Source organism: Nostoc piscinale CENA21 (genome assembly GCF_001298445.1).
Lineage (GTDB): Bacteria > Cyanobacteriota > Cyanobacteriia > Cyanobacteriales > Nostocaceae > Nostoc_B > Nostoc_B piscinale_A.
In genome coordinates this window covers 3801121-3813424 of sequence record NZ_CP012036.1, presented here as the reverse complement: position 1 = coordinate 3813424, position 12304 = coordinate 3801121, and the positions used below count along the sequence as shown (strand labels likewise).

Genomic DNA, 12304 nt, shown 5'->3' with positions numbered 1-12304 from the left:
TAAGTTGATAGTGAAACGAATATTTTTGCTGAATTGTAACCGATAAAGACTAAACTAAAAAGTCTTGTGCAGCAAAACCTCTAGCTTTAAATGAAGTAATCATGTCCAAGGTTCTCGTCTCTGATCCTATTGATCAAGCTGGGATTGACATTTTATCCCAAGTTGCCACAGTTGATATCAAAACTGGTTTAAAACCCGCAGAATTAATCGAAATTATTGGTGATTACGATGCGCTAATGATTCGTTCTGGTACCAGGGTAACAGAAGAAATTATTGAGGCTGGCACACAGTTAAAAATTATTGGTCGTGCTGGTGTAGGCGTAGATAATGTTGACGTGCCTGCTGCTACACGTAAAGGCATCGTTGTAGTTAATTCCCCGGAAGGAAATACGATCGCAGCAGCAGAACACGCATTAGCAATGATGTTGGCTTTGTCCCGCCACATTCCTGATGCTAATGTTTCGGTGAAAAGTGGAGAGTGGGATCGGAAAACTTTTGTCGGTGCGGAAGTTTACAAAAAAACACTCGGTATTGTGGGGTTAGGAAAAATTGGTTCCCACGTTGCGAGTGTGGCTAAAGCAATGGGAATGAAATTACTCGCCTATGATCCTTTCATCTCCAACGAAAGAGCAGAACAAATTGGCTGTCAGTTAGTAGAGTTGGATTTACTGTTCCAACAAGCAGACTACATCACACTCCACATTCCCAAAACCCCAGAAACTACCCATTTAATCAACGCCGCCACTTTGGCAAAAATGAAGCCGACAACGCGGATTATTAACTGTGCGCGTGGTGGGATTATTGATGAAGCAGCTTTAGCCGCAGCCATCAAAGAAGGTAAAATAGCTGGGGCAGCCTTGGATGTGTTCGAGTCAGAACCTTTAGGTGAATCGGAATTGCGATCGCTCGGTAAAGATATCATCCTCACCCCCCACTTGGGAGCCTCCACCACAGAAGCGCAAGTTAACGTCGCCATTGATGTTGCAGAACAAATCCGCGATGTTTTATTAGGACTCCCCGCCCGTTCCGCCGTCAACATTCCAGGACTCGGCCCCGATGTTTTAGAAGAACTCAAGCCTTACATGCAACTGGCTGAAACCTTGGGTAACTTGGTTGGTCAGTTAGCTGGCGGTCGCGTCGAAACACTCACAGTCAGACTCCAAGGAGAACTAGCAACGAATAAGAGTCAGCCCTTAGTAGTTGCATCCCTCAAAGGTCTACTTTATCAAGCTCTGCGGGAACGAGTGAATTACGTCAACGCCAACATCGAAGCCAAAGAACGGGGAATTCGCGTCATTGAAACCAGGGATGCTTCAGTGCGCGACTATGCTGGTTCTTTACGTTTAGAAGCCACAGGTACTTTAGGGACTCACTCAGTGACAGGTGCTTTGTTGGGTGAAAAAGAAATTCACTTAACAGACGTTGATGGTTTTCCCATTAACGTCCCCCCCAGCAAACACATGCTGTTTACCCTACACCGCGATATGCCAGGAATTATCGGTAAACTCGGTTCTCTCCTGGGCAGTTTTAACGTCAACATTGCTAGTATGCAGGTAGGGCGGAAAATTGTCCGTGGTGACGCGGTAATGGCTTTGAGTATCGATGATCCCTTACCCGATGGCATTTTGGCGGAAATCACCAAAGTACCAGGGATTCGTGACGCATATACAGTAACTTTATAAGGCAAAAGTAAAAGGGCAAAAGTAAAAAGAACTCTCTTTCTTTTGCCTTTTGCCTTTTAATTTTTAACTTTTTTTATGGCAAACACTTGGTGGGAACTGCAAATTTTATGTGAACCAGAGCTAGAAGATTCGATCTTTTGGCGACTGGAAGATTTTGGTAGCAGGGGAACAGCGAGCGAACGCAAAGGAAATTCTTCGTTAGTTAAGGCTTACTTACCGCAATTTCAAGCGCAGTTACTCGATTTGGCAGCATTGGCGCTGCGGTTGCGTCAAGATGCTTTGTGTGTGGGCATGTCTGCACCGAGCTTGCATTGGCAATTAATTGATGAAGAAGATTGGGCAAGTAGCTGGAAGCAATATTGGCAACCCCAGGAAATTGGCGATCGCTTTTTGATTAATCCCGCATGGCTACCAACACCAGAAAACTCAGACAGGTTAATAATTCTCCTTGATCCTGGTGTCGCGTTTGGGACAGGAAACCATGCCACAACTCAACTGTGCTTAGAAGCATTAGAAATGCGCTTGAGTGAAGTGCCGCAATCATTTGTGGGCAATGCAGAAAAAGAACCAGTCACAATTGCAGATATCGGTTGCGGTTCCGGTATTTTATCGGTCGGTGCAGTTTTGCTGGGAGCCGAAAAAGTTTATGCTGTGGATAATGATCCCTTGGCAGTGCAATCAACTTTTAGCAATCGTACCCTAAATAAGATTAGTCCAGAACGCTTGATTCCCGCCGAAGGTAGCGTAGATGTTTTAAGCACAATCATCGACAAGCCAGTAGACGGTATCGTTTGTAATATCTTGGCTGACGTAATTATTCAGTTGGTTCCCGAAATGACTGCGATCGCTAAACCCAGCACTTGGGCAATCTTTAGCGGCATTTTAATCGAACAATCTAAATCCGTAGCCGATGCCTTAGAAAAAAATGGTTGGGTAGTTGCAGCTTTATGGAAAAAGAAAGAATGGTGCTGTTTAAATGCACGGCGTTCTTGATTTGATGAGTATCCCAGGTTATCAAAGGTTTTCCCTCCTAGCTTCTACTTAAATTTGTAAATTTACACCAAGTACACACAAGTGATCCTCTATAACTTCCTGACCTAAGTGCATTGGGTATGACAAAACGATATTTCCCATAGACCAAGCAGGTGAGCATCTTAAATAGTGAGGAACGCGACATAGTGCTTTTAAAGCTTCTTCTTGTTGAAAATCTGGGCGTACAAAGAACGGTACAATTTCCACCAGATGTTGATGTTTGAATGGGAAGTTAGCACCGAATTTATCCTCTTGATAACCGAGTTTATAAAGTTCGGGTATTGGCATTTCATCTTGCTTCTTTTGTGTTTTTGGCAGTTTTCCCACAGAAAAGTAATGCAGTAGTTCTGGCACAGACTTATCGTAAAAACCGCTTAGATTTTGGAAATCTCGCGCTGGAAAATCTTTGTTCCAAGTTTCTCGATTGGTGATGTACTGTGGTGTTTCTTTACCAGTGCGAACCCGAATTACTGCTAGCAAGTTCTCTAGTTGCTTATTCTCACGGCTGTACTCGCAAGTGTGACCAGGAACATGGCGAAAGTCTAGAACGTTGCGTTTTGCCAGCAGGTACTCATTTTTCAACTGAAACCAGACTGAGCCATCATTATCTTCGCCACGTTCGTTACGCCACCCGTCGGCTTCGATTAAAACAATAGTTGGTCGGTCTAAATGTTTGGTTACTATGCGTGCAACAAACTGTACTAATTCCGTGCCGCTCAACTTGATTTTACTTTGAGTGCGTTTTGTATTTTCTTGGCGATCGCTCAATTATAGTACATAAGTATCAATACAACAGATAATAGAAAGGTATTGCTGAAATTAGTAACACTCCCTTATGCCTCGTAAGCCTAAGCCGAAGTTAGCATTAGATTTACAGTATAATCCTGATGGTTCGCCTATTGCAGGTGTCGGCCCTGGTGTTGGATTAGAGTTTATCAAAGCCTATTTTCCAGAAGCTCAAAATATAATTCGTATTGCTAGTGCTTACTTTAGCCTGCTTGGATACAAGTTGGGTCGTAAGTATGTGGCATCAGATGTACAATTTCAAATCTTAGTGGGTCGGGAAGAAGGAAGGCATGTCCGAGCCACTGTCATTGATGAGATTATGGCAGATTTGGCGCAGTGTGATACAGACCTGTGGAAAACAGTTTTTGAATTAGTTGAACGCATGAAATCCGGACGCTTCATTATTCGAGATGCCCGCGAAATGCAAGTGCCTTTTCACTGTAAATTTTACATCTGTGATTCAAAGTTAATATGGCATGGTTCATCAAACTACAGTCGTAAGGGACTTTGCGAATCAGCAGAGCAAGTGAGCGTTAGCCACGATTCTGAGCAGATCCGTTTGTTCACAAATTGGTATGATAGTGTTGCTCAAAATGCCCAAGATTTACTGGCTGAACTGATCAAAAAATTAGAGGATTGGCTGAATCTCGCCACCCCATTCGAGGTTTATCTTAAAACACTTTTTCTGCTCAATAACTTAGCTGAATATCCTTTGTGTTCAGGTGCGTATTCTCCTGTGTATTATCAGAAGGGTGTAATTGCACGCGCTCTTCGTCAAGCTAATGAGTATGGTGGTGCACTTATCATAGCTGCTACTGGTCTGGGTAAGACTGTTATAGGTGCTGAAATTGCTTTGCGTTTGCAACCGATAGGCAGAACCAGTCAAGTTATTTTAATTGCTCCTGGTGGAGTACGCGAAAATTGGGAACAGCAGCTTGAAAATCGCAATGTTTACTTTAAGTTTTTTAATATTGATCTGCTGTTTCGCAAAGCTTCTGAGGAATCTCGCCATCTAACAACCCAGCTAGAGAAGCGGCTTCAACGAGCTAATGATAATACTGTGATTATTATTGATGAGGCTCACTTCTATCGAAATGAACTTTTACGGAAAAAGTCCAAGCGTGGTAAGAGTCTGGTTTATGAACGTATAGTACCAGCAGTCAAAGCAGGTGCAAAAATCTTTCTTCTCACGGCTACGGCGTACGGCACGGATTACTTAAATCTTAATAGTTTGCTATATCTTCTACCTCATCGGTTTTACAAACCTAATCTATTGGAAGAGCAAATTCCTTGGGAAATTAGTGATGCCGAAGAATTTTCTCGCTTACCAATCGTGACCATTTTGGGGTTACCTCACGTTTTACAAATGGCTCGAAACAGAGGTGATATTGATACAAACGGACGAACTTTTATTCAGTTTGGTGATGAACGACGTTATCTACCAAAAAGCCTCAAGCTATATTCATTACGCTACCAGTTGTTCTTGCAGCCTGAACTACAAGCTGCTTTTGATCGCCGTTGTTTTGATCAAGCTTTTAAGTCTCCACATGAATGGTTTGATGACGAGAAAATGGCTCTATGCGAAAGTGCGATCGATACAGTGTATAATTCTTCACTTACGAACTGGCTTAGTTCACCTGTAGCAATGGCATACAGTATTGAACAAAACCTTGCGACATTAAGCTCTTGTGAGCAAACAGAAGACTCCTCTCAACTCACTCTAAACCTATGGGAACAGTCTGTTACTGATATTCATAATCAAGAACATCGTTCTTTTAACGTGTTTGATACACAAAATCGGTCTCATAAAACACCGATGTATCTAAGCTTGGAAGAGCGTAGCAATACTCTGATGCCACTATTGGCACGGCTTAGGCAGAGTAACTACACAGATGACAAGTTTCTGAAATTGCAGAACATTATTCAGGAGCATTGCCTAGATACAAAGGGTAAAGTCATCATATTTGTCAAGAGATATCTTACTGCCCAGTATTTACTAAGTATGTTGGAGAGAACATTTAGTGACGCACTTAAGATTGGTTGTACAGTTGAAACGGATGAAGGTAATCCGCGATTAAAAGCTGGATTAGAGCGTTCTGAAGTACTAAAACAGTTTTCACCACGTTCTCATAATTACAATGCCAGCCGAGAGTATGACGTACTAATTTGTACTGATGCAGATGGTGTAGGTGTGAATTTACAAGATGCCGATACTGTTGTGAATTATGATCCACCCGAAGGAGCGGATGAGCTATTTCAAAGAGCAGGTAGAGTGCTGAGAATAACTGCCAATTCTGAACGAGTCATACAGTTCTATAGACTTGTACCGTTAATCATAGATCAAACAGACAGCCTCTCCCGCGTACAAAACGATATCTGTAAGAGATTTACTCGCATCGTTCATCGCCACGATAAATCGAAACGCATTTTGGGATCTGGTGTCATATCAGAAGAAGAACACTCTGAAATAACGCTTGATAGAGATTTAGATGTGGAGCAACTTACACGAGATAGTCAATTTTTAAAAGATATTGGTGGACTTGGTGCTGAATCCATGCTGTCTCATGTAGCAGTGCTTGAACAATACCGGAGCCGCGCAGAAGATCTGCCAGAATATTTACTAAGTGCAAGGGGCTATTCCAAGCCTCAACCCCGTATCTTTGTACTGCTTAAGTATGAAAGCAAATATTGTCCCATACTTTTCAACTTGTCAAGCCAAAAGCTTGAAAAGCAAGATGAACTTGCTTTTCTTGACTTAATTGCTTGTATAGAATCAGAACCTTGTGCCGCAATTCAAGCTGCTGAGATTGAGAAGATAGCTAATCAAGCTGCTCGTGCTTGGTGCGATTTTGAGAATATTTCCGTAGATCAGGTAAGCAAAATTTGTGGTCTTTATCTCGTACCTCGTGACAAGACAGCAGAAATAAATCGGTTGCTAGATGACATTTCTAACTATGAAAAATAAAACATGGAAATACAGAGTTAATATATTTCAGATTCCCCGACGGGGTTTACTCTGGGCTGTTCAGCGTCAAATGACACAGACACAAATAGCATTGCATTTTAATGCAAGTGAGGAAATGTTACGATTACGTAGCAACGTTACAGGAATAAATATTAGGTGAAAGTTATGTAAAAAGTTTTGGAATTTCTGAAACTTTTCGTTAGATGGATATAATGATGCTTTTAAGTCCACGGATTTTAATTACTAATTAGGCTGTAATAAACATTACATCCAGTGATGTGTGCGATCGCTACCTTTACCCCAATTGCTAAAATAGAACTGCAACAAATAGTATAAGTATCCCAGCAGTGCGAAGATATCAATTCTTTTATTTAATATTTTTTCTCACCTTAGCTGCTATTGTTAGCTTTTGTTTATTCACTGATGTTTCACCGTTGGTTAGTTGCGATAAGTGGAAATCTTCTCATAGTTCCTCACAAGAAAAATCTTATGCCCATCCTGTAGATTTGGTAGTTATGCCTTGGCGGGGGCAACATAATGTTTATGGGACATTTATTATTCCCAATGGTTATAAAAATGATGGCTTTTTTACTCTCACATTGCCAGGAGATAAAACTTACTGCGGACAACTTTTAAATGTGAGTGGTTTTGTCATTCCTGGACTCTCCCCAAAGCCGACAAATCGGGTTCTTCGAGGATATTTAAATACTCGTATTGCTTTTTGGCTGATTTTGCAAGGACATATGAATGATTTAAAACAACCAAATAATTGGAAACTAGGTTATTTCGAGAGCAGAAAAGTTAAGAAAAAGAGAGATAATGTTTATCATCCTAGTAATACCAAATCGATATGAAGAAGCATGTAATTATAACTTCTTTTTTTGCCTTTTAAATTTTTACTTTTGCCTTGTTCAGTCATTTTTCAAACTAATATTCCCGCAATACAAGCAGTAATAAAACCAGCTAATAATCCTCCAATCATTGTCCTCACGCCCAAGCGAGCAAATTCATGTTGGCGCTGAGGAGCCATACCTGTAAGTCCACCAATTGTAATTCCAATTGAGCCAATATTAGCAAAGTTGCATAATGCGTAAGTCGCAATAATTACGGCACGTTGAGAAATTTTGCCGTCTTGAATTAGCTGTTTTAAATCTAAGAAAGCAATAAATTCATTTAAAATTGTTTTTGTTCCTAATAGCGCCCCGACTTGTTGGCAATCATTCCACGGTACACCCATCAACCATGCTACAGGAGCCATGACAAAAGATAATATCAATTGCAAAGATAATTGCGGCAAATTTACAAGCGAACCAACCCAGGCAAATAAAGCATTTAAAGCCGCTAGTAATCCTAAAAAAGCAATAATCATTACCCCCACATTCACAGCTAATTTTACGCCATCAATAGCACCTGTTGTAGCTGCATCAATGACGTTTACATAATTTGTTTCGACATCAATTTTGGCTTTTCCTGCTGTTTGAGAAACTTCTGTTTCTGGGTACATTAATTTTGATACAACTAATGATGTAGGCGCAGTCATAAAAAAAAGCCGCAATTAAATGTTCTGGAGGAATACCAAAGGAAAGATAAGCGCCTAAAACTCCACCAGCAATTGTCGCAAAGCCTCCCGTCATCACAGCATGAAGTTCAGATAAAGTCATACTGCCTATATATGGTTTAACCATCAGTGCAGATTCTGTTGGCCCTAAAAAGATGTTACCTGCACAAGATAAAGATTCTGAACCTGATGTTTTCATAGTTTTAATCATTACCCAAGCCAGCATATTGACGACGCGCTGTAAAATTCCGTAGTAATACAAAACACTAATAAAAGCAGAGAAAAAGATAATAGTCGGTAGTACTTGAAAGGCAAATAAATGCTCTTTAAAGTTTTCGCCAAAGACAAACTTTGCTCCAACATCAGAAAAAGCTAAAAAATTACTGACAATATCTCCCAAAGATTTAAATATATTTAAACCCCAAGGTGTTTTCAAAATGAGTAGTGCAAAAATAACTCTAATCCCAAACCCCAAGCCACAGTTCGCCAACGAACTGCTTGACGTTCCACAGATAAAGCATAAGAGATGCCAATAAAGACTAATATTCCCAGTATGGAGATAGCGCGTTCCATAATAACTGCCAAAAATTTATAGCTATCATACTCGGCTATCCAGCATACATAAAAATGTAACTTTTTTAACTTTTGTATTTAACTGTCTTGGTATCAAAAGAGATTGCGATCGCCCCTCAATTGAGAATTACAGTCTATAAAAGTGCAAAGTTCAAAATTTTTAATAAAACTTCGGTATCAAACAATGGCAAAACTGATACCTTAAAATTTACTTTGTTCAAAAACTGTTTATGAATCGTATGTTTCGCCGCTATCACCGTCAGATAGCTATTATTTTGTGCTTGCCCTTATTTTTAACTGTATTAACGGGTATGGGTTATACGGTAGCCCATGAATTATTACACCAAGATGAGTTAGGCGAATTCCTTTTAGGACTACATACCTTAGAAATTATTCATTTAGAAAAAATTTACCCACTTTTGAATGGCTTAGGGTTAGTTGGCTTGTTGATTACTGGCGTAACGATGACGGGTTTATTCCGCAAACGACCTTCACAAGAATAATTATTCTGGTTTTGTAATAAACCCCTCACACTGGAAGTCTGGGGCTATCCACTTCGGCAAGCTCAATGACCACCTTCGCAGGCTAATTATATGCTTCTTCATATCAATTTGGTATTCGATATGAATGTTTGACTGCCAATATACGCTGCTAAAAGTCGATACATCAATATTTTTTAAGCCTGACCAAAACTACTTTATTACTACAAAAAACCACAGATAAACCCAGTGTTTACCTGTGGTAGAAATGAATTTTGCCTTCAATGCCAACAAAAATTATTGGAATTGAAAGCGAGAAAATTCTAGACGGAAGCGAAGTAAACTTTAGACTTCACAGGGTCAGGTGTCATTGTCTGATCACCAGGTTGCCAACCAGCAGGACAAACTTCATCGGGATGTGATTGTACGTGCTGAATAGCTTGTAATGTCCGTAGGGTTTCATCAACGCTACGACCAAAAGCAAGGTTGTTAATGGTAGCGTGTTGAATGATACCATCTTTGTCAATCAAGAACAGACCACGCAATGCAACTCCTGCTGCTGGGTCAAGGACGTTGTAAGCTGCGCTAATTTCTTTCTTGATGTCGGAAACTAGGGGATAATTGAGGTCGCCTACGCCACCAGATTTGCGATCAGTTTGAATCCAAGCGAGGTGGGAGAACTCACTATCAACGGAAACACCGAGAACTTCAGTGTTAAGTTTCTTGAATTCTTCGTAGCGATCGCTAAATGCTGTGATTTCAGTAGGACAAACAAAGGTAAAGTCTAGGGGGTAGAAAAATAAGACTACATACTTACCGCGATAGTCGGAAAGTTTGATTGTCTTGAATTCCTGATCAAATACAGCAGTTGCTGTAAAGTCGGGAGCTTGTTGACCAACGCGGAGGCTTCCTTCTGTTCCGTAAGTGAGGGACATTAACCTTATTCTCCTTCAACTTATATTTCGTTTTAGTAGCGTTAGGATTCGGGTCAGCTAAAACTCACCCATCCACGCTGATTCACAGTTTAATTACGATCTGTTACGACTATATCATAGTCATAACGATTTTGAGTAGCAAATGACCAATTTAGATACAAGAGAATGGTTACTCACCAATGGCTTAGGCAGTTTCGCTAGTGGGACAGTTTCTGATGTCCGCACACGCACCTATCACGGTTGGTTATTTGCTGCTACAAATCCGCCATCTGGCCGTGACTTGCTGTTGTCGCACTTGGAAGCGAGTTTAGAAGTATCAAAAGGAATTGTGGCACTCGGAACAAATATCTGGGGCAGTGGTGAGATTAAGCCCACAGGTTACGAATTTCTCCGCTCTTTTGATATTAACCCCGTACCCAAATGGATTTGGGGTGACGAACACTGGCAGTTAAGTAGACAACTGCTAATGCCATACTATTGTGGTGAAGGATGTAAGGAAGTTAACTCCCACTCCCATAGAATCTTGATTCACTATCGTTATGACGGCATAGAGACAGCGATTTTAAAACTGAGGTTGTTGATTTGCGATCGCGACTTTCATCGTCAACAAACTGCAGCCGGGTTACAATTTTCCCAATTGCTAGGACAACAACAAGTTTGCCTACAAGCGATCGCATCTGGACACTTTGGTAAACCTTGGTATTTACGTTGGACACAGGGTAAATATCAAGCAGACGCATTTTGGTATTGGAATTACGTCTTACCAGAAGAAACACGCCGGGGATTAGGAAATTATGAAGACCTGTATAGTCCTGGCTATTTAATCGTCACTCTCCAACCAGGAGATAGCATCACTTTAGAAGCAAGGTTGGGTTTTCCTGATCCACAACAAAGCCCACTACTACCAGAAAGCTTTGCAGAAGCAGTCGAAGCAGAACAAGAAAGACTCAGCCAGATTTTTGGCTACATTCAAACCAAAAATCGAGATTGGAAATCAACAACAGGCTTATTAACCAGTCAAGCACTATCAGCCCAGGAAAACCATCTACCCCCTGCTTCCTGTCCACTGCTGAACACCCAATCGCTGATTTGGCAACAACTACTCAAAGCCAGTGATCAGTTTATTGTGTATCGGGCTGCCGTGGCTGGCCCAACCATTATTGCTGGTTATCACTGGTTTAACGACAGGGGGCGTGATGCGTTAATTGCCTTACCCGGTCTGGCATTAGTGCCGCAACGCTACGAATTAGCCAAAGGAGTATTACACACCTTTGGGCTTTACTGTCGCCACGGTTTAATTCCCAATGCCTTTCCTGATGTTGATGGTGAGCCATCTTACAACAGTATTGATGCGGCGCTGTGGTGGATTGAAACATTAGGGCTGTATTTAGAAGCTACCCAAGACTGGGAATTTTTAGCAGACCAATTCCCGATAGTGCAGCAAATTCACAAAGCCTTTGTGGGTGGTACACGTTATAACATCCAAGTTGATGCCACTGATGGATTAGTGGGTTGGTATGCTCGCGGTGTAGCTTTAACTTGGATGGATGCACTAGTTAACGGTCAACCGATAACGCCTCGTTATGGTAAGCCAGTAGAAATTAATGCCTTGTGGTATTCGGCTTTGTGTTGGATGAGCCAATGGGCGCAACGCTTAAGCCAAATGCGTACAGAGGATGCACCACGTTTAGCCAAGCAAGCGCAACGTTATACACAGCAAGCACAACAGGTAAAAGTTTCCCTCCAAAAATTCTGGAATCCGATGTTGGGTTACTTGTACGACACCATTGAACCAGACGATCGCCGTAACTCTCAAATTCGCCCCAATGCGGTGATTGCATTATCTTTACACCATTGTGGATTTTCCCAACAACAAGGCCGTCAGATACTTGACTTAGCAACTTATCGCTTGCTAACTCCCTATGGACTGCGTAGCCTGGATGCGATTGATCCCGAATATGTGGGTAAGTACACAGGTATGACTCATGAGCGCGATCGCGCTTACCATCAAGGTACAGTTTGGAGTTGGTTAATTGGGCCGTTTATTCGTGCTTGGCAGCGTTTTTATCCCAAACAACCAATACCCTTTAATTGGCAACCCCTCATCGACCATTTTCTTGCTGATGCTTGCCTTGGTTCCATTTCCGAAATTTTTGATGGCGACCCACCACACACCCCCAGAGGTGCGATCGCCCAAGCTTGGTCAGTAGCCGAGGTGATGCGTCATATCCAGGGATTTCCGTAGGTAGAGGGTAAGGGGCAGGGTGCAGGGGGGCGAGGGTGCGAGGGGGCAA

10 protein-coding genes and 1 pseudogene are annotated in these 12304 nt (G+C 41.6%); 6 read left to right on the top strand and 5 right to left on the bottom strand.

Translation table 11 applies throughout. The features are described 5' to 3' along the window. The first annotated feature begins 101 nt into the window (after positions 1-101). Together serA and prmA are read left to right on the top strand one after the other, a co-directional pair. The gene (gene serA / locus ACX27_RS16535) at positions 102-1682 is read left to right on the top strand and encodes a phosphoglycerate dehydrogenase (RefSeq protein ID WP_062294450.1); all 1581 of its coding nucleotides are present in this window, start codon (positions 102-104) and stop codon (positions 1680-1682) included. A 75-nt stretch (positions 1683-1757) separates the two neighbouring features. Further along, entirely contained in the window at positions 1758-2675 is a 918-nt protein-coding gene (gene prmA, locus ACX27_RS16530; protein WP_062294448.1) for a 50S ribosomal protein L11 methyltransferase, read from the top strand. Between the two features lie 48 nt (positions 2676-2723). Here the strand turns inward: prmA and ACX27_RS16525 are convergent, their stop codons facing one another. Beyond that, positions 2724-3482, bottom strand: a complete 759-nt coding sequence (locus ACX27_RS16525; RefSeq protein WP_062294446.1) for an RNaseH domain-containing protein — start codon at positions 3480-3482, stop codon at positions 2724-2726. 67 nt (positions 3483-3549) lie between these two features. On the opposite strand from ACX27_RS16525, the gene ACX27_RS16520 reads away from it, so the two are divergent. After that, positions 3550-6465, top strand: coding sequence for a helicase-related protein (locus ACX27_RS16520; protein WP_062294444.1), 2916 nt, complete (start codon positions 3550-3552; stop codon positions 6463-6465). Positions 6466-6812: 347 nt separating this feature from the next. Further along, positions 6813-7319 (top strand): hypothetical protein, encoded by a 507-nt coding sequence (locus ACX27_RS16515; RefSeq protein ID WP_062294443.1) that lies wholly within the window; start codon positions 6813-6815, stop codon positions 7317-7319. A 68-nt stretch (positions 7320-7387) separates the two neighbouring features. Here ACX27_RS16515 and ACX27_RS33940 read toward each other — a convergent pair whose 3' ends face one another. From ACX27_RS33940 to ACX27_RS33930, 3 genes and pseudogenes are all read right to left on the bottom strand, one after another. After that, complete coding sequence (locus ACX27_RS33940; RefSeq protein WP_235526235.1) at positions 7388-8005, bottom strand: nucleoside transporter C-terminal domain-containing protein; 618 nt, start codon at positions 8003-8005, stop codon at positions 7388-7390. Further along, the gene (locus ACX27_RS33935) at positions 7920-8285 is read right to left on the bottom strand and encodes a nucleoside recognition domain-containing protein (protein ID WP_235526677.1); all 366 of its coding nucleotides are present in this window, start codon (positions 8283-8285) and stop codon (positions 7920-7922) included. The genes ACX27_RS33940 and ACX27_RS33935 overlap by 86 nt, the downstream gene beginning before the upstream one ends. Before the next feature lie 132 nt (positions 8286-8417). After that, a pseudogene (locus ACX27_RS33930) lies at positions 8418-8596 on the bottom strand (Na+ dependent nucleoside transporter N-terminal domain-containing protein); the annotation flags it as partial. A gap of 230 nt (positions 8597-8826) precedes the next feature. Between ACX27_RS33930 and ACX27_RS16505 the strand changes: the two are divergent. Then, entirely contained in the window at positions 8827-9099 is a 273-nt protein-coding gene (locus ACX27_RS16505) for a hypothetical protein (protein ID WP_062294441.1), read from the top strand. Between the two features lie 299 nt (positions 9100-9398). Here ACX27_RS16505 and ACX27_RS16500 read toward each other — a convergent pair whose 3' ends face one another. After that, complete coding sequence (locus ACX27_RS16500) at positions 9399-10010, bottom strand: peroxiredoxin (RefSeq protein ID WP_062294438.1); 612 nt, start codon at positions 10008-10010, stop codon at positions 9399-9401. Between the two features lie 142 nt (positions 10011-10152). Between ACX27_RS16500 and ACX27_RS16495 the strand changes: the two genes are divergently transcribed. After that, positions 10153-12255 carry an amylo-alpha-1,6-glucosidase gene (locus ACX27_RS16495; protein WP_062294436.1) on the top strand — a complete coding sequence of 701 codons (2103 nt, stop codon included), beginning with the start codon at positions 10153-10155 and terminating at the stop codon, positions 12253-12255. Positions 12256-12304: the final 49 nt, after the last annotated feature.